Genomic DNA, 17,803 nt, shown 5'->3' with positions numbered 1-17,803 from the left:
CACAACACAAATGACTGGATGAGGGCGGCCTGACCAAAGTTTCAGTGCTGGATTCTTCCTGCTCATGGGGTCCCGTGAGCAGATACTTTCGACGCATAACAGGGCGAGCTGTGGGCGGGTCTTAACAGGCATACAGCAACCGGTTTTCCGGCTTGGTGAACTCAAGGAGCAGACCTTCCCAAGTTCATCGGGAAGGGATTCCGGATTCCAATCTGGGGGTCCTAGGGGCTACCTATCTCGATTCACGCAAGGAGAGTAAACATGTCTGCACGTCACAAGAAGGCGCGTCAGAATTCAGTGCTGGTGGCGAACCGCTACGCGGCGATGGTTCTTTCTCTCGGGGTCATGGGAGGGATTGGGGCGGCCAGTGCGGCCCCGGCCTTCGCTGATTCCACCGGCATAGCCTCGCCTGATACCCACTCGGTAAACAAGCGGAGCGTGCAATTAGGAAACCAGCAGGTTCTATTCACCAATAATCAGCATGAAGATGTGTACGTCACCACTAATAAGGCTCTTTGGGCCAGTATGGTAAATGGGGCTTTTGATGTGGCCAGCATTTTCTCCGGTGGAGTGGCGGCGAAGGGCGCGATCAAGGCGGTCCAGGCTGGAAAATACGTATTAGGTGGCGTCGAAGGTATATGGGCCGCCAAAAATGTCGTTGGACCCTACGGCATTTATGAAGAGGTTACAGTGCAAGTTGGCGGCCACGAATATAAGGCGTACAAAATCGCTCCAGGGCAGACCGCCCCGGTCTGGGAGGGGGGATTCTTTGACACCTACCTTACGCCCGCTGGCTGGGCGGGTCAGTTTGGAGCCCACAGTGTCGATGTCATGGCTGTTACCTCTTCAGGTAGGCAGGCAGATTTTCACAGCTCACCGCATGAAAGACTGGAAGCCACCGAGATGGGCATCCATGATCTGAATAGAACCCCCGAAGCCCAGGATTCTCACACTGACGTGGAAACGTATGAGGCCTTTTGGGGGCAGGGTTCACCTCCCCAGGGCGCGCTGGCCAATGGCCAAAGCGCACCGCCGCCCTCGGGGGTAGCGCAGTGGGACTGGAACAACGTGCTGGCCAGATACAGGTCCGACCACGGCGGCATGTTGGACAAGAGTGACAGCGAAGTAGCTGCAGATATGCAGCAGCACGTGCCGAACGGATGGACGATGCCCGGGTGGGTGCAGTACCGCGTGGAGCACGGAGATCGCGGTTTTGCTGGGTACGCCGACCCGAACGCAAAGACACGGGTGAGGCGCGACCTGACTAATCAGGAGGACTCCAACGCCAATACGCAGGAGGAGGCCGACCGCAAGGCGAAGGAGGAGGCGGACCGCAAGGCGAAGGAGGAGGCGGACCGCAAGGCGCAGGAGGAGGCGGACCGCAAGGCGCAGGAAGAGGCCGACCGTAAGGCCAAGGAAGAGGCCGACCGTAAGGCCAAGGAAGAGGCCGACCGTAAGGCCAAGGAGGAAGCGGACCGCAAGGCCAAGGAGGAAGCGGACCGCAAGGCCAAGGAAGAGGCCGACCGCAAGGCCAAGGAGGAAGCCGACCGCAAGGCCAAGGAAGAGGCCGACCGCAAGGCCAAGGAGGAAGCCGACCGTCGAGCGCAGGAGGAGGCGGACCGTCGAGCCCGCGAGGAGGCGGACCGTCGAGCCCGCGAGGAGGCGGATCGCCGGGCTGAGGACCACCGCCGGGAGGAACGCCGATAGCCGCCAGTTGCCCGGGAGACCACACCCATCCGCCGCGCGGCTGGTGTGGTCTCCCGGGGCACCGAACCGTGTAGGACGCGAACCCCTTACCACCCCGTCTCGTCACACACGCTCGTGCCGGCGGACACACCCACGGCCGCCACACCCACGGTCACCCCTCAACCTCAACCAAGCCGCCGCAGACTCGGGTTCCGATCGGGTGACCCACCTCATAGAAGACCGGCCAGGATCCGCATAACGCGGTGAGTGGTGACTGGGTCATAAAGACAGCACAGGCATCCTGCCTGTGCTGAGCCAGAAAACCGGGAGCCGAAAACCATGCCGGCCTCCCTCGCAGATCCAGATACCCAGGGAACGTCTCATCGGCCCGCAGCGGTCGCTCAGTTCCCACGTTATGGAGGACGACATGTCGGGACAGCATAAGAAGGCTCGCCGCACGCCGAGTGCGGTGACGGGCCGGTACGCGGCGATCGCGCTCTCTGTGGGTGCCGTGGTCGGCGTCGGCGTTGCCGGCGCGGCGCCCGCTCTGGCAGCCGAGACGCAGGCCACGGCCACGGCCACGGCCGCGGCCGCTCCCACGGATGCATCGCATCCGGACAAGCAGCAGTCTGCGCACACTGGGCGGCATAACGACCACGACGACATGCGTGGCTGGGACCGGCCGCATCGTGTCTGGCCTGGGCGAGGTCATGACGGTGCGGGCAAGCCGAAGCCGGGTGGCACGGTGTCTGTGGGTGGCTGGCATCCGGTGAAGGACGTGACCGCTCGCCGCATTCAGCGCCTTGCTGCGTGGGCGGTGGCGCAGGCCAACCGTCAGCAGCATCTGACCGGTGACGCCGCCTATCACCTGGTCTCGGTGAAGAGCGCTGACACGCAGGTCGTGGCGGGCACGAACTATCGTCTGCAGATCCAGGTCGACCACCCCTCCGCAGAGACAGTGACCGCGGTTGTTCACGTGATGCCCTGGGAGAACGTCCGCACTCTGACGTCCTTCGAACCGCAGTCGACCGGTACTGGCACGGACCCCGGCACGCCGCACCCGGGGTCTGTGGGCGGCTGGCATCCGGTCAAGGACGTCTCTGACCCCGGTGTGCAGGCTGCCGCGGCGTGGGCGGTGGCGCAGGCCAACCGTCAGCAGCATCTGACCGGTGACGCCGCCTATCACCTGGTGTCGGTGAAGAGTGCTGACACGCAGGTCGTGGCGGGCATGAACTATCGTCTGCAGATCCAGGTCGACCACCCGTCCGCGGAGTTGGTCCTGGCCGTCGTCAACGACCGCCCGTGGGAGCACGTGCGCACGTTGATGTCGTTCGCTCCGCAACCGGGGATTGACCCGGGGGCCGGGACGGTCACTGTCTCACCGAAGCCGGTTGCCTGGCTTCGGTGACGTGAAGGTGCTGGCTCAGTGTTCCGTGCCGAGTGACGCTTTGTTATGGCTGGACATCGAATAGAGCGATTGAAGGGGGTGGCGGGGCGAGCACGGCGCGAAGCCGCGTGAGTACGGCTCGCCACTGCTTCCAGTCCTCCGGGTCGACCCAGTTCGAGGCCGGCCCGTCCTCGTCGCTGGCGATGCGGGCGAGGACTTCGTCGGCGAGTGTCCGAAGGTCGGAAGGAAACACGGGCATAGGTGTTTCCGGACCGTAGGACTTGTCGACGGGTTCGCCTCCCGGACATTGCGCCGCGATGAGCGCAGCGGCGGCCACCGCCTCTTCTGCTTCCGTGAGATATCCGGTCGCGTCGATCGTCCGGATGAGAACGCCTCGGATCAGGGCTTCGCGCGCCTCGGGCTCGGCGTCGTCGAGAGCGTTGGCGAAGTCTGCGGCTGTGTCGTTGTCGAAGGGACCGGTGTCCCAGGTGCCCATGTTGCTCTCCCTTGCGTAAGGCTGGCCGAATCCTCGCATCAGGGACTGACAACATGACTACGGGGCGAGCAGGACCCGCATCGACAGCACCACGATGTCCGCGATCGCCGGGAACAGCAGCGTCTTCAGTGCCGGAGTGCAACGTCTTCCAGGGCCGGACTGTCAGGGCAGCGGCACTGACCACCATCCATTTTCGGGCGACTTCGTGTGCTGTCCGGAGACGCTCAGCCGTCACTCCCCGTGGCCACTGCACGGAAGCTGAGCCAGAGCCGCAACTCGTGACTAAAGCCGGTTGTCAGTGCTCCGGTGGCTGGGCACCCTGTGAAGGCGTGAACTGCCCCGCCGGACAGCCATCCGGACGGCTTGTAGCCGTATGGCGCGGCACGTGCCGGCGGGGGCATGAGGCATCGGCAGACGCAGCAGGCGTTACCGCTGTGCTCCCCGCCGTCTTCGCCTCAGGGCGGCGGCTCGGGCCGCGCGTACGAGCGCGGCCCACGCTGAAGTCGGCCCAAGGGAGAGCCCCGCGATCCGTTACGAGGTCGTGTCGACGTCGATGTCGAGTTGGCCGAGTTGCCCCGGGATGGCGTAGCCGAGAAGGCCGTCTCTGTGGGGGTAGCCCTCGCAGTTGGGATCTGCGGTGGTGAGGTGGTCGCCGCTGCTGGGGTTGTAGCACCGGTAGAGCGGGACGGATTCAGGGACTTGGGCGGTATGGATGAAGCCCAGGATGCCGTCCTTGTGGGGATACCCTTCGCAGTCGGAATGCGTGGTGTCCAGATGGTTGTTGTTGGGAGGGTTGAAGCACCGGTAGACAGGAACAGTTCCAGGCTCCTGGTAGCCCGAGAGGCGGGCGATGAGGTCGTCCATAGTGGGGTAGCCCTCGCAGTTGCCGTCAAGGCTGGTGATGTGGCGCCCGGATCCGGGACTGTAACAGCGGTACAGCGCCACGGGCTGGGGCGGGTGGTGGTCGGGCAAGGCGTAGCCGAGGAGACCTTCTTTGTCGGAGTACCCCTCGCAGTTGGGATCCGTAGCGATGAGGTGGTCGCGGCTGCTGGGGCTGTGGCAGCGGTACAGGGGGACAGAGCCTGCGACGGGGGTGGCGTAGGCGTAGCCGACAGGCCCCATGGGGAACTGGCCTTCACAGCCAGGGTCGCGGGTCAAGAATGTATGCTCGGCAGCTTTGCACTCAAACAGCGCCAGGGTGTTCGGCTCCGGATCGCGCAGCAGGTCCCAGGCCTGTTCGGGCACCACCCAGTGAGGTAACAGCCGAGTGGAGGCGAAGTGGCCGCGGCTGAGGGAGAACCCGCGGCGTAACTGTGTGTAGGGCAGGTGCTCGAAACCGCAGTGCATCGGAAGAGGGGGTGAGAAGTCACTGCGGTTGGACAGAGCCCACGTGAACCAAGCCGGCTTGGGTGACCCATCAGCACGGTCTAACCCAGGGGCAAACCCGCTCGCGACGTCGTTCGGACCATCCATCCCCCAGGTGAGGTAGACGCTGATGCCAGGCGTGCCCAAGACGTTGCGGAAGGAGTTGCACAGTTGTTCGTCCTGGGCTCGTTCACTGGAATGCGGATGCACGGAATTAATGCCGCCCTCCGTGAGCTCGACATCCCAGGCCGAGGGTGTGTGGGGAAAACGTTGACGCAGCCAGCCCAGCAGCACACCGATGTTGCCGTAGGTGACATAGGGATAATCGTCAGCAGAGAACCCCGGACGCAGCAGGTCCTGCGGGTAAGGGTGGAAGGCCACCCTCCATTCCCGTGTCCCGGCCCTGGCAGCCAGCCCCTCCAGCACCGTCATCCCCGACAGCATCGCATCACGATCGTGCGGACGGTCGAATTCCCTGCCGAAGTGGTTCTCGAGCGAGGTCATCACCCTGGCCGTGGGCTGCTGAGCCATGACGGCGTCGTAGGCGGCGTTGTAGTTCGCCGCGATAGCATCCAGCCAGGCATTCTGGTCGCACGGGGCGCCCTGACCGCAGCCAATATCGAACCATGTATTGGTGTTGACCTCGTTGTCGACCACGAAGTCGGCGATCCGGCCCTGGCCATGAAGCCCGTCGTAACGCCGGGCCAGCATGCCGGCGAAACGCCCATAATCAGCTGGATTGCTAGGCGTACAGAAGATTTCATAACCCGGCGCGTTGGGTGAGCAAGGCCGCCCCGCACGGGCCCAGGCCGGCGTCCCATACACGATCGCGATGACCTTGACTCCGAGACGTCCCCACTCCTTGATGCCCGCATCGATCTGGGCATTGATATGGAAACAATGTCCGTCAAATTCCCCCTCCCCGCTACCGCACGGCAAACCCTTGACACTGGGCTCCCAATCCGCCCAAATAAGATTCAGCCCAACCGCACCACCATTATTCCTAGCTGCCTCAACCGGCGGCATAGCATTTGGCTGTACCCCTTTGATCCGGTCATCAGAAAGCGACGGATAAGGCAACGCCGCCATGGTGCCCGCTGTGCCTGCACCACGGTTGGTTCGCGAGCTTCCCGCGGATGCCCGGTGGACAGGCTGCTCGGCTGCCGAAACGAATCCGGTGGACATCAACAACAGACAACACCATACGGCGACAATGGACAGTAATCGCTGTCGAAATTTCGACCTTTCATGCCTCATCATCAATGTATGCCTTTCGCAGGACGGTGGGGATATATGACCCCCCATGCGTCCCCGGTGGTGCCGTGGATGGTTTGGTTGATGATGGGGGGCGCGCCGGAATGGTCGGTGATCGTGATTTTGTCGACGTTCTTGTACTGGTGGGTGTCGATGCGCTGGGTGGAGGCGTTGACTGCCTGCCGGTGTGTATGGGCGACCGTGCCAGAGAAGAGAGTCACCGCGGCCTGGGGCAGGGCGACGCCGAGTTTGTGCGTGGTGTAGTGGCAGCTGTTCGTGCCGCCGTACATCAGGGAGGTGATGACGCCCTTTTCGTTGATGGCCCAGCCGGGGTTGGTGACTCCGCAGTCGTCGTAGCCCGCCAGCGGGTCAGGGGCCAGCAGCTGGCCGTGGTCGGTGAAGTGGATACCGTCCTGGCTGGTGGCGTAGTTGATGCGCCAGTCCTTCGGACCACCAAGTCTTCGGTACGCGGCGATGTACTGTCCGGTGGGCAGCAGCCTGACATCGGCGTCGACGAAGCGGCCGACGGGCCGCACGTAGGAGAAGTGCCGTGGAACAGCCTCGGTGGAGACCGCCAGATGCTGCTGCCGGCGGCCGTTGGCGATGCCGTCGAAATACAGCTCCCACCGGCCGGTGCGGCTGGTGCCCTGGTAGCGGCTGTTCCATATCAGGGACGGGCGGCCGCAGAGGGACACGTGCGCGCCGCGGAAGATGATCTCATGTGTGCGGTTGATGGGCTGTGGCCAGTGGACGCCGTCGGGGGAGGTCATGACGGAGCAGTGATCATTGCCCCCAGCCACTGCGGTGGTCATCGCCATGAACCAGCGGTTGTTCCGCCTCACCGCCGAGGGGTCGTTCACGGCCCGGTAGACGCCGTGGCCGATGACCGTCCTGACGCCGGAGAACCCATGGGTCAGTGTGTCGTCCCGGGTGGTGCTCAGATAGATCTCGTCGTGCTGCTGGCCGGCGGCACGCCAGCCGCCGAAGTAGACGTTCCAGGCGCTGCCTGCTGTGACGGGATTGGGCGCATACAGGTTGGGACCGCTGATCACCGGGTTACCGCGGTAGTGCACAAAAAAGGCCTGCCGCGGGTCCCTGACTAATCGGTGCACGTTGTGAACGGTGAACGGGTCACCCCTCTTTCCGAGGTAGACCAGCGTCGCCGCCGACGCCATGGCCTGCGTCACCAGGCAGCAGAATGCCATCGCCCAAAGGGCGGTTATGGATAATCGCCTGTGCTTCAGTACCTTCATAAGATCTCCTGGGCATAGCTCCGCAACGGTTCAGGCGACTGCTCCCGATTCTGTGCCCCCGCACCGTCCGGCGTCGACTTGACGCTGCACGGTGCGGGCCAGAGTCTGCACGGGGGCGGGCCAGAGGCTGCCATGTCCGGGAGTTCTCAGTCGCGCATCGCCGACCATCGGATGCGGGGGTCGTAGCCGGATGCGACAATGGGCTCCATCACTTGTCCTAAGACGCGGTGCTGAAGCACCGTCAGTATGGGATGGAGGTGCGCCTCACCCTCGGGACACCAAGCAGAGCAGTAGCAGCATTTCACCTGCTCACGCCTATAGGGTGTCGCATTTCCGATTGACTGTTTGGGGAGCGCGAAATGATATGGGGGCGTAAATTACGTCTCACCGTTCTCTCGGTAGCTGTCTTAACAGTGATGGGAAGCCTGGTGAGCGGAATTTCTCCAGCAAAAGCAGCGGCTGCGAATTGCCCGCAGCATCCGAGTGACGTAAGAGGACTAAAGTTGCTCGGAACATATGTGGGCCCCCAGCCGGACGATCTCGGATTAAGGTTCGAAACGCAAAAATTACCCTATTCTACTGCTGCCGGGGTGCTCGCAAACAACGGTTTCAGGACGGTGGCTCTCAGGGTGGCCGCCAAGGAAGATCTGCATTCCGGTCAGACAATCGCCCAGCGTGACGCCGAGGTTATAAAGCTGCTGAGAGAGTTGAATCGGCAGCACACGAATGTCTACCTGTATGAGCGCGAGTGGTTTCAAAGAAAAGACGGACCAGCCGCGAAGTACCCGGGAGCCGACGCCTTCATTCGCGATATGAGCAATATCGTCTCGCGAGCAAAGAAAGAGAACCTCAGGTGGCTTCGAGGGGTGATGCCGATCGAGACGAACCTCAATAATACCTGGGAGGTGCGAGAGCGTGCCCTATACGTTGCCAGGGGAATCAACGCCAGAACAGGAAACTGGCTGAAAACGCATACGTTTATGATGCCGGGCGCAGGTATGGGGAATTATTTTAAGGATATTCAAAAGGGTGGCGTCGCCTGGTTGAACTTGATGAGAGGCCAGACCGGCTGCTTTTCCTTCATCTACAAACACATGAGGAGTCAGCCCGCTGCCGTAAATGACCTTGCGAAATACAATGACCGATGGAAATATTACGTCGGCCTGCGCTCGGAGACCACAGTAGATCGGCAAGTCAAATTCCTGCAGAGTGATTCAGTCTTCGGTCTGGGTGATCTCGCATGGTACATGCAGCACTACAAGTCAAAGTTTCCCAACCATGCGAACGTCGTATTTTGGGGCGATGCCGCAGACGGTGTATCCTTCCTCAGTCAACTCGATTCACGCTACAACTACAACACTCTGCGAGCCCTGCATCAAGTACTCGTAAAGAGCAATCGCTGGCTCGGATACTTCTTTGACATGCCATTCGGTAAAAAGGGTGCCCAAGGGCATGACCTCTGGAAGTATCAGATCCTTGTCGGGCCGCTCGGCGGCCGGGACAGAAATATGGCCATGAATCGTTCCGGGACTCACACAGTCTGGGATGAGTGGCACGCTTGGGCCAATCCAAGCTTTCAATATTGAGGCGCTCCACGGCTGGACCTGGATGTGGCATTGGGGAGCAGCTCTGGCGCGGGGCTTCCAAGGCCGCGAGCGTCGACCACCTTGCCGGCTAAGAAGGCACGGCCCCTCTGCCCATGCCTCCGCCCGCATCAGCGGCAATCACCACCGCCCGCGACGCTCCTACCGCGGCCTGTTGAGGGCGCCCTGTGCAGCTGGATTCGCCAGGCCCAGGCCGATGCCAGGCGAGCGGGGCGACGTCTTGACCATCGCCACGTGTGAGGCCTTCGACTGTTTCCGTCGGATCTTGGAGTCCGGTGGCCCGTCAGGGGCCGGGTGTTGTGTAGCCGTCGGGGTCGAGCTGGTCAAGTTGACCTGGAAACGCGTAGCCGAGGCGTCCGTCGTTCTTGGGGTAGCCCTCGCAGTGGGGGTCGCTGGTGGTGAGGTGGTCGCCGCTGTCGGGGTCGTAGCAGCGGTAGAGGGGTACGGAGTGCGCGACATGGGTGGTGTAGAGGAAGCCCAGGACGCTGTCCTTTTGAGAAGACCCTTCGCAGCGGGGATTTGTGGTGTCCATGTAGTCACCGTTATCGGCGTTGTAGCAGCGGTAGAGGGCGACGGTGCCGGGTGCTTGGTGAGCGGGGATGCGTGCGAGGAGGTCGTCCATGTTGGGGTAGTCCTCGCAGTTGCCGTCGAGGGTGGTGACGTGGTCGTTCAGGTCTGGGCGGTAGCAGCGGTAAAGGGCCACGGGTTGAGGGGGCTGGGTGTCGGGCAGCGCGTAGCCGAGGCGTCCGTCGTTGTGGGGGAAGCCCTCGCAGTGAGGGTCGGCGGTGATGAGGTGGTCGCCGTTGCTGGGGTTGGAGCAGCGGTAGAGGGGGTCGGAGCCTGCGACGGGGGTGGTGTAGGCGTATCCGACGGGCCCCATGGGGAACTGGCCTTCGCAGCCAGGGTCGCTGGTGAGGAACGTGTGTTGGGAGGATTTGCACTCGAAGAGCGGCATGGTGCCCGGTCGAGGGTCGCGTAGCAGGCGCCAGGCCATTTCGGGCATGACGCCGTGGGGGAGAAGTCGGGTGGAGGCGAAGTGGCCGCGTGTGGGGGAGTAGCCGCGGCGGAGCTGGGTGTAGGGCAGGTACTCGAAGCCGCAGTGCGGTGGAACAGGCCAGGAGTAGTCGTTCCGGTTGGTCAGGGCCCAGGTGAGCCAGGCCTGCTTGGGCACGCCGTTGGCGTGCGTGAGACCGGGGGTGAATCCGCTGGTGTCGTTCGGGGTGTCGGTTCCGTTGAAGTAGAGGTAGGCGCTGATGCCGGGTGTGCCCAGGATATTGCGGAACGAGTTGCACAGCTGCTCGGCCTGGGCTCGTTCGGTGGAGTATGGGCCCAGGGAGTTGATGCCGCTCTCGGTGAGTTCGACGTCCCACGCGGACGGCGTGTGGGGAAAGTGCTGGTGCAGCCAGCCCAGCAAGACGCCGATGTTGCCGTAGGTGACATAGGGGTAGTCGTCGGCGGAGAACCCCGGGCGGAGCAGGTCCGACGGGTAAGGGTGGTAAGCCACCCGCCATTGCCGGGTCCCTGCCCGGGCGGCCAGACCCTCCAGCACCGTCATACCCGACAGCATCGGATCAAAGTCGTCCGGGCTGTCGAATTCCCTGCCGAAGTGGTTGTCCAGTGAGGTCATCACCTTGGCGGTGGGCTGCTGGACCATGACGGCGTCGTAGGCGGCGTTGTAGTTCGCCGCAATCGCGTCCAGCCAGGCATTCCGGTCGCAGGGGGTGCCATGGCCGCAGCCGATGTCGAACCGGGCGTTGGTGTTGACCTCGTTGTCGATCACAAAGTCGGCGATCCGGCCGTTCCCGTGCAGTCCGTCGTAGCGCTGAGCCAGCAGACCGGCGAAACGTCCATAGTCAGCCGGGTTGTTCGGCGTACAGAAAGTCTCGTGCCCCTGCTGCGCCGGTGAGCACGGGCGTCCCTGGCGCGCCCACGCCGGCGTCCCGTACACGGTGGCGATGACTTTGACCCCGAGGCGGGTCCACTCCTTGACATCCGCATCCAGCTCGGACGGGATGCGGAAGCAGTGTCCGCCGAACTCCTGCTCCCCGTTGTCGCACGGTGCACCCTTGACGCCAGGCTCCCAGTCCGCCCAGACAAAACTAAGTCCCACCGCACCAGCGTTGTTCCCCGCCACCTCTGCTGGCCACATCGAATCCGGATGGATTCCCTTGATCCGGTAGTCGGACAGAGACGGGTACGGCAACACCGCGGCGGCACTCGCACTCGTCGCGGCCGCATCCTGGGCGGAGCCGTCCGGCACTCGGGGAACGGGCTGCTCGGCCGCGCTGGCGAATCCGCTGAATGCCGACAGCACGCAGCACCACATGGCGGCTCCGGCTGATAATCGCCGCCACCAGAATCTGGACCTTGCATGCCTCATCACTCATGTCCACCTTTCGCAGCAGCAGCTGCGCATCCTGGGCAGGGCTTGAAATTCACTTCCACGAACGGCCGAGCCCCTCACGTCCAGTCACATGATTGGTCCCAATGGATGAGAGCCGTCATGAGCACGAGGGCATGTCCCAGGTCCCGTCCGGTGCCGCCTGGCTCGCCGCTGCCAGACCCCGTCCGGCCCGCCACGCCGCCGACGCGGCCGTGGCCCACGAGACCACGGTCATCCATGCCATCTCCCGCCACACCTACGGGGTCCCACGCATCCATGCCGAGTTGCGGCGGCTGGGGCAACAGTTGCCGGGCTGGGGGTTGCCTGCTTGTGCCTGTAGCGCCAGGCAGAAGCGGGTGACTCACGTCACGGAGAAGGGACGGAACTCCTCATAACGGGGCGAGCTGCGCAGAGTCCTATAGGTGTACAGGCCTCTCGCTGACCGAGAGAACGGAGGCTCCAGTCGATGCTGGGCCTCTAAAGAAACCTGGGTACCTCCATGGGACATGGCGGGGCACTGAATTCGTTTCCACACTAATGGAGGATGACATGTCCGAAGACCGTAAGAAAGTTACCCGGATGTCGATCGTTCTGACGAGCCGTTGTGCCGCCGTCGCTCTTTCTGTGGGTGCCCTGGCCGGCATCGGTGCGGCTGGTGCGGCGCCCGCCATGGCTGCGTCGCACTCCCCCGTGGCAACGGCGTCCGAGCAACGTTTGAGTTCGCATCGAAACCCTGGCGGCTTTACCGGTGGCTGGCATCCGGTGACTGTGACTGATTCTTACATTCAGCAGATTGCGGCATGGGCGGTGGCCGAGGCTAATCGAGAGCAGCACCTGACAGGCGATGCCGCATACCATGTCGCGGCTGTTCAGAGCGGCGAGAAGCAGCTTGTGGCAGGGGCGAATTTTCGGCTTCAGATTCGGGTAGACCACCCGAGTGCCCAGGTTGTTGAAGTGGTTGTCTACGACAAATCCTGGGAGAACACCCGCGCCTTGACCTCCTTCACACCATTGACAACATCCGAGCAACGTTTGAAGGCGGACTCAAATCCGCGCGATCTTGTAGGCGGTTGGACATGGGAGCAACGTTTAGCGATGCATGATCATCTCGGGCGTGCCACTCACGACCATCCGTCGCGGCAGCCGCAGGCAGCTCCTACCGAATCTTCCTGATCACGGTGTGGTGCCGGCGCACTTGTGCCAGTTCCGTGAGCCGGACGTTGCGTCGCCACTCCGACTCCGCACTGTGGGACTGGGCGACGATGTCGGCGGCCTGGTCGGCGACGCCGCACGCCTCGCACCACCGGCGGATGTTGTCGGCGGACGGAGGGGTGAGGGCGCCTCTGATCCGGTACGTCTCGGGATGGCTCCAGCCGTGTACGCCACCGCCACCACGACCTGACCGCAGCTCGCGCCCACGGCATTGTCCAAGCCTGTCTGTCTGACCCGCCAGATCCTCCTCCTTGCCGACCGCACCTATCAGGGCGTCGGCGTCATCTTCCCCACCATGCTTCAACACCGTCATCACGGTCGCGCGTTCAACATTGAACAAGCAGCATTGCATCACCCGCTGACACCCCGCCGCCCCACACAGAACGCAAGTTCGGCACTTCGAAAGCGTGGGCTGTTCCACAGCATTGCGGGTGTCTCACCCGTCGAGGCGTGTTTCTGACGTGCGGGCGACCCACGCGAGAGGCACCGGCACCCACCGGCCGAAGAAGCATCTGTGTCACATGCTCTCTCCACCGTTCTGGACTTCGAGCCTATGGGGACGGCTGTCCGAGAACTTCGGGGCGCCTCAGATCCGCTCGCCGTCGTCGCGGAGGACAGCGGCGAGCCTTGGAACGCCCCATACGTGCCTCTCGCCGCACCGGCAGGCTGGTCGCACAGGTCAGGAAACCGGCGGCCGACAGGCCACTCTCCCAGCCTGAGAACAGCGCACTATCTCTGGCGTCCATAGCCGGTGATACGCCACGTCCCAAACCGCCCCGTCGCCCGCGACGAGGGCAATGGGCCGGTGCTCGAAGGCGCAGGGCAATGGTGATCCGCGTCACATCGCGAAGTGCGTAACAGGGCCGGTACCGCACGGGTCATACCCGCTGCCGGCATCAGTGATTCACCACATAGTCCGGACAGGGCCACCCGGTCCCTCGGCGGGATCGACCCACGACGCGGCAGGTCCAACGCCGCCGCTGGCAAGGACTCCGACTCTGCCCGGCGCCTGTCCGGATTCACCTGGCTCTCTTTCTGTATCCATGGAGGATGAAATGTCTGCTCGTCACAAGAAGGTCCGCAAGAGCTCAATTACGGTGGCAAACAGATATGTCGTCATGGGCCTTTCCCTAGGAGCGGTTCTGGGCGTGGGTGCGGCTGTAGCTGCGCCGTCCGCCATGGCGGCTACGGGGGCCCCAACCGGGGGAGGGTCGGGCACGGGCGGTAGTTCGCTGGCCAAGAATCTTCAGATTTCCCCGAATGGCCAGATCAAGTCCAGTTTCAGCCCGAATCTGAATCTGAAGGGTCCAGGTGGTACTCAACTCGAACTTAAGACCGTGGATGTCGGGGGCAATGTATTTGCGGGCTCGGGCTTTGTAAAGATCGATCCGAAGCTAAAGGTGACCATTGGTGGTAAGCCATTCGAGATCAGCGGGCTGGGAGCTGAGGTCACCACGTCTTACACAGAGAAGGAAGGGCGCAAGATTGAGGGCACGCTCAAGTTCGCGCCTAATGTGCCGTTGCCCGTCGAGGGGGGAATTCTCCAGCTGCAGGGAGGATACGCGGAAGGAAAATTCGCGTTCTCGGAAAAGGGGGGATGGAGTATCGAGATGGGCGGCGGTCTCAATGTGAAGGCCAAGTTCACCGCCACTAATGGATCGAGCATCGGGGTCGAAGGCCTGGATGCTGGAACCGGCCTGAAGATATCGAACGGCGACGTCGCCTTCGTGGGCCATGCAAACATCCAGCCTAAGATTACGCTGGGTAGTCGTGATGGTTCGAGTGTCGCGTTTGAGGCTGGGCACGCCAATATGAACTTCGAGATCGGCACAAAGGGGGTCACCTTCAAGGCAAACGAGGGTTTCACGCCGAAGGCAACTTATACCGATCCTACCGGTCGTAGTTATACGGTGGAAGGCCTGAACGCAGAAGCGGGCATAGAGGCAGGGGCAGAGGGATTCAAATTCCACGCAAAGGCCGGGGTTAACCCGAAATTCACTCTGGGGGACTCCAGTGGCAATAAGACCGAGATTAGCTTGGGTGGCGTCAACGGGGTTCTCGATATTTCAAAGGGCACCTTTTCCGCTGTAAGCAGCGTCAATGTAGCACCCACGTTGACGTTGATCGACGGTAAGGGTAATCGTACGCCTCTACAGCTTTTCGATGCCGGCGCCCATGCAGGACTCACTCCCGATGAGATCTCCGCCGGTTACCATGTCAAGGTCGACCTGCTTGGCGTCGACGCGCATGGCCAATTATCTATTCCGTTGAGACCTCCCGGCGTCCCTGACCGGCAGCTTGTTCCCGGTGGAAAGATCTGGGATATTGCGGGCCATGCAGTTCCCGACCCCATTAATGCAGACTTTACTGATAAGGCTGCACAGACATATGGATTTGACAACCTGGCGGACGCCCGAAAGCAAGCACAGACCGACGTCCCAAACCTTCTCTCCGGGGATGGTCACGCACCCCTGACTGCGCCTGCATTCTACATGGTGCGCCTCCTGGAGCACGACAAGTGGACGGCTGCCGGCGGGGATGACGGAAAAGAGGCCATGAGCTGGGGATATAAAAGCCTGCAGGACGCCCTGAACGATGCGGTGAAGCAGAACCATCATTACATCAACAACATGGCCGGCCTCTACAATGATTACGGCCCGAAGCAAGATTTCTTGCGTCAGATTTACTTCAAATATCAGCCGGGCGTTGACTACGGCAAAATGGAATTGGTTGGAAATCAGGTACGGGAGGGTAGCACTTACACGCCCATTAAGGTGTGGGAAGGGATACACGGGACCTTCCGTGGTGGTGGCGCTGCGTCTGAGTCGGCCGGAAGCGGGGGCAAGCCGGGAGCCGGGAACGGCCAGTTCTCAGAGGAACAGATTACCAACGTCATGAAGGATTTCAGCGTGCCCAGAGAGGAGGCTATTGCCTATTTGAAGCAACCCGAAATTGATGCGAGCCAATTTGGTGCGCCGCAACCTGGGACGTTCGGTGGGTTGAGGAGTTGGTCTCTGGAGTCGGATCCGAAGACGGGTGAGTCGTGGAAGGTGACGAAGGATGGCGAGGGCACGCCAGTGCAGTTCTACGGGCATGGTAAGGATGGCTCGTGGCACCAGTTGATGCCTGACTCATCCCTCAAGAACTACGACGACGTTCAGGGATATGTGGAGAAGGACGGGGCCTGGCAGAAGGTCGAGGATCCTCGGGCCTTCTTGCGTGGCGACACGAACGGTGACGGCAAGGTCGACGTGAAGGACGAACTGGCCGGCGACAAGAAGGGTCAGGACACCGCGCAGAAGGCGAAGGAGGAGGCGGACGCCAAGGCGAAGGCGGAGGCTGACGCCAAGGCCAAGGAGGAGGCGGACGCCAAGGCGAAGGCGGAGGCGGACGCCAAGGCGAAGGCGGAGGCGGACGCCAAGGCCAAGGAGGAGGCGGACCGTAAGGCCAAGGAGGAAGCGGACCGTAAGGCCAAGGAGGAAGCGGACCGTAAGGCCAAGGAAGAGGCCGACCGTAAGGCCAAGGAAGAGGCCGACCGTAAGGCCAAGGAAGAGGCCGACCGTAAGGCCAAGGAAGAGGCCGACCGCAAGGCCAAGGAGGAAGCCGACCGCAAGGCCAAGGAGGAAGCCGACCGCAAGGCCAAGGAGGAAGCCGACCGCAAGGCCAAGGAGGAAGCCGACCGCAAGGCTCGCGAGGAGGCGGACCGTCGAGCCCGCGAGGAGGCGGACCGGCGGGCTGAGGACCACCGCCGGGAGGAGCGTCGATAGCCGTCCGTCGTCAGTTGCCCGGGAGACCACACCAACCGCTGAAGGGCCGGTGTGGTCTCCCGGGCGCTGAGCCTGCTGCGGAACTCCTTCCGCTATGCCGCCCGCCGTGACTGGGGACAAGCGTGTCCTCGCCGACGGCCCGGGGCCGGCTAGTCCTGGCCGGTGCCGAGACACGCCTGTGGTACCGCTGGTACCATGGATGCCATGTCGGATGTCAAAACGGCGATGAATCTTCGCTTCCCCGACCCTGCGCAGCGGGCCGTTATCGCGGCAGCGGCGAAGCAGGAGGGTGTCAGCATGCAGGAGTACATCCTCTCCGCCGCCTACGACCGTGCGACCGCCGTGGAGCGGCAGTTCCTGGACGGCTTCCAGGCTTCCATGGCCCGCAGCGGCGCGGCTTTCGCTGCTGAGTCCAGCAGTCTGGACCCCAATGCCGAGTACCGGGCGGCCGAGGAGGAAGCGCAGCGGGAACTCGGACAGCACCAGGAGCGAGGCCACGCCGCGTGACCCAGCCGGAACCGTTCCACCCGCTCGACGTCACGTTCCTGCTGCACGCCGCCGAGCTGCTCGACGGTGATCCACAGGTCGACGACCTCGGACCGCTGTACGCCGCCGTCGCCCGGGTCAATGCCCGGGCAATGGAGCGCGACATCTACGGATCTCTGTATCTCAAAGCCGGCGCGCTGCTGCAGACCCTGGCGAAGCTGCCGTGCCTGGAACATTCCAACGAGCGCTTCGCCTGGCATGCGACCGAGGCTTACCTGATCCTCAACGCGAGCGAACTCGACTATCCGCCCAAGGCAGCCGTTGCGCTGGTACGGGACGCGGCCTCCGGGGCGCTCGGCGTCGCCCGGATCGCCCGCCAGCTGCGCGACTGGACCGTCGTCTGAGTCCACCGTCCAGGTGTAGGGACGCGGGCTGTGTGCGGCGCCATTCGCAAGGTCTGGGAGGAGGGCGGCTACTGCCAGTACCTCGTCGAGCCTGCTGCCACCCTCGGCACCGGCATGGAAATCGTCCAACGTACCTCCGAAGCCAGAGGATTCACCCCGCTACCCAAGCGCTGGACTGCGGAGCGGACCTACGGATGGCTGATGCTCCACCGTCGCTTGGCGCGCGACTACGAGACCCTGCCCGCCCGCTCTGAAGCCATGATCCACCTCGCCATGACTGACCTCATGGCCCGCCGCCTCACCGGCGAAGCCCCCCTCTCCTGGCGCGACCCGACACTCCGGGATCAAACACTATTCCGGGATGAAAGATCGGGAGAAACGTGCCGTGAGCAGGGCAGCACCATACGCCCAGACCCGGTGCCGTTATGTCGAGTATGCCCAGGGCCGTGTCCGGCTGGCAGTAGGGCAAGCCGAGGTCTGCCGACGCAGGGCGTCGAGGGCCTGTT

Annotated in this window: 11 protein-coding genes and 2 pseudogenes; 8 read left to right on the top strand and 5 right to left on the bottom strand. The window is 63.0% G+C overall.

Going from position 1 to position 17,803, the window contains the following annotated elements; all coding sequences use genetic code 11:
* Positions 1 to 261 precede the first annotated feature (261 nt).
* Positions 262 to 1,707: a cell envelope integrity protein TolA gene (locus tag DBP14_RS36500; protein WP_206739495.1), complete on the top strand. Its 1,446-nt coding sequence runs from the start codon at positions 262 to 264 to the stop codon at positions 1,705 to 1,707.
* 406 nt (positions 1,708 to 2,113) lie between these two features.
* Complete coding sequence (locus tag DBP14_RS34885; RefSeq protein WP_164992563.1) at positions 2,114 to 3,094, top strand: cystatin domain-containing protein; 981 nt, start codon at positions 2,114 to 2,116, stop codon at positions 3,092 to 3,094.
* Between the two features lie 43 nt (positions 3,095 to 3,137).
* Here DBP14_RS34885 and DBP14_RS34880 read toward each other — a convergent pair whose 3' ends face one another.
* From DBP14_RS34880 to DBP14_RS34870, 3 genes are all read right to left on the bottom strand, one after another.
* Positions 3,138 to 3,569: a DUF4259 domain-containing protein gene (locus DBP14_RS34880; RefSeq protein ID WP_129312256.1), complete on the bottom strand. Its 432-nt coding sequence runs from the start codon at positions 3,567 to 3,569 to the stop codon at positions 3,138 to 3,140.
* A gap of 531 nt (positions 3,570 to 4,100) precedes the next feature.
* Positions 4,101 to 6,119, bottom strand: a complete 2,019-nt coding sequence (locus DBP14_RS34875) for a DUF5722 domain-containing protein (RefSeq protein ID WP_206739494.1) — start codon at positions 6,117 to 6,119, stop codon at positions 4,101 to 4,103.
* Between the two features lie 74 nt (positions 6,120 to 6,193).
* Entirely contained in the window at positions 6,194 to 7,441 is a 1,248-nt protein-coding gene (locus tag DBP14_RS34870) for a hypothetical protein (protein ID WP_129312255.1), read from the bottom strand.
* Between the two features lie 416 nt (positions 7,442 to 7,857).
* On the opposite strand from DBP14_RS34870, the gene DBP14_RS34865 reads away from it, so the two are divergent.
* Positions 7,858 to 9,027 carry a hypothetical protein gene (locus tag DBP14_RS34865; RefSeq protein ID WP_129312254.1) on the top strand — a complete coding sequence of 390 codons (1,170 nt, stop codon included), beginning with the start codon at positions 7,858 to 7,860 and terminating at the stop codon, positions 9,025 to 9,027.
* Between the two features lie 301 nt (positions 9,028 to 9,328).
* Here the strand turns inward: DBP14_RS34865 and DBP14_RS34860 are convergent, their stop codons facing one another.
* Positions 9,329 to 11,155 carry a DUF5722 domain-containing protein gene (locus tag DBP14_RS34860; RefSeq protein WP_129312253.1) on the bottom strand — a complete coding sequence of 609 codons (1,827 nt, stop codon included), beginning with the start codon at positions 11,153 to 11,155 and terminating at the stop codon, positions 9,329 to 9,331.
* A gap of 822 nt (positions 11,156 to 11,977) precedes the next feature.
* On the opposite strand from DBP14_RS34860, the gene DBP14_RS34855 reads away from it, so the two are divergent.
* On the top strand, positions 11,978 to 12,601 hold the full coding sequence (locus DBP14_RS34855) for a hypothetical protein (protein ID WP_164992562.1): 624 nt from the start codon (positions 11,978 to 11,980) through the stop codon (positions 12,599 to 12,601).
* Positions 12,602 to 12,641: 40 nt separating this feature from the next.
* On the opposite strand, the pseudogene DBP14_RS37165 reads toward DBP14_RS34855, so the two are convergent.
* Positions 12,642 to 12,803: pseudogene (locus DBP14_RS37165) on the bottom strand (transcriptional regulator); the annotation flags it as partial.
* Positions 12,804 to 13,683: 880 nt separating this feature from the next.
* On the opposite strand from DBP14_RS37165, the gene DBP14_RS36300 reads away from it, so the two are divergent.
* From DBP14_RS36300 to DBP14_RS34835, 4 genes and pseudogenes are all read left to right on the top strand, one after another.
* Entirely contained in the window at positions 13,684 to 16,407 is a 2,724-nt protein-coding gene (locus tag DBP14_RS36300; RefSeq protein WP_164992561.1) for a cell envelope integrity protein TolA, read from the top strand.
* 195 nt (positions 16,408 to 16,602) lie between these two features.
* A complete protein-coding gene (locus tag DBP14_RS34845; RefSeq protein ID WP_129312250.1) occupies positions 16,603 to 16,914 on the top strand; it encodes a DUF1778 domain-containing protein in 312 nt (103 codons plus the stop codon).
* Entirely contained in the window at positions 16,911 to 17,297 is a 387-nt protein-coding gene (locus DBP14_RS34840; RefSeq protein ID WP_129312249.1) for a fic family toxin-antitoxin system, toxin component, read from the top strand. Before DBP14_RS34845 ends, DBP14_RS34840 begins: the two co-directional genes overlap by 4 nt.
* A gap of 42 nt (positions 17,298 to 17,339) precedes the next feature.
* Positions 17,340 to 17,630 (top strand): annotated as a pseudogene (locus tag DBP14_RS34835) (transposase); the annotation flags it as partial.
* Positions 17,631 to 17,803: the final 173 nt, after the last annotated feature.

The organism is Streptomyces sp. L2 (genome assembly GCF_004124325.1).
GTDB lineage: Bacteria > Actinomycetota > Actinomycetes > Streptomycetales > Streptomycetaceae > Streptomyces.
The sequence above is the reverse complement of the archived record's forward strand: the minus strand, read 5'-3'. Positions and strand labels throughout refer to the sequence as shown.

Coding starts and splice junctions, on each gene's coding strand:
- DBP14_RS36300 (WP_164992561.1), top strand. CDS start 13,684: ATGGAGGATGAAATGTCTGCTCGTCACAAGAAGGTCCGCAAGAGCTCA.
- DBP14_RS34880 (WP_129312256.1), bottom strand. CDS start 3,569: ATGGGCACCTGGGACACCGGTCCCTTCGACAACGACACAGCCGCAGAC.
- DBP14_RS34845 (WP_129312250.1), top strand. CDS start 16,603: ATGGATGCCATGTCGGATGTCAAAACGGCGATGAATCTTCGCTTCCCC.
- DBP14_RS34885 (WP_164992563.1), top strand. CDS start 2,114: ATGTCGGGACAGCATAAGAAGGCTCGCCGCACGCCGAGTGCGGTGACG.
- DBP14_RS36500 (WP_206739495.1), top strand. CDS start 262: ATGTCTGCACGTCACAAGAAGGCGCGTCAGAATTCAGTGCTGGTGGCG.
- DBP14_RS34855 (WP_164992562.1), top strand. CDS start 11,978: ATGTCCGAAGACCGTAAGAAAGTTACCCGGATGTCGATCGTTCTGACG.
- DBP14_RS34875 (WP_206739494.1), bottom strand. CDS start 6,119: ATGTCCACCGGATTCGTTTCGGCAGCCGAGCAGCCTGTCCACCGGGCA.
- DBP14_RS34865 (WP_129312254.1), top strand. CDS start 7,858: ATGGGAAGCCTGGTGAGCGGAATTTCTCCAGCAAAAGCAGCGGCTGCG.
- DBP14_RS34870 (WP_129312255.1), bottom strand. CDS start 7,441: ATGAAGGTACTGAAGCACAGGCGATTATCCATAACCGCCCTTTGGGCG.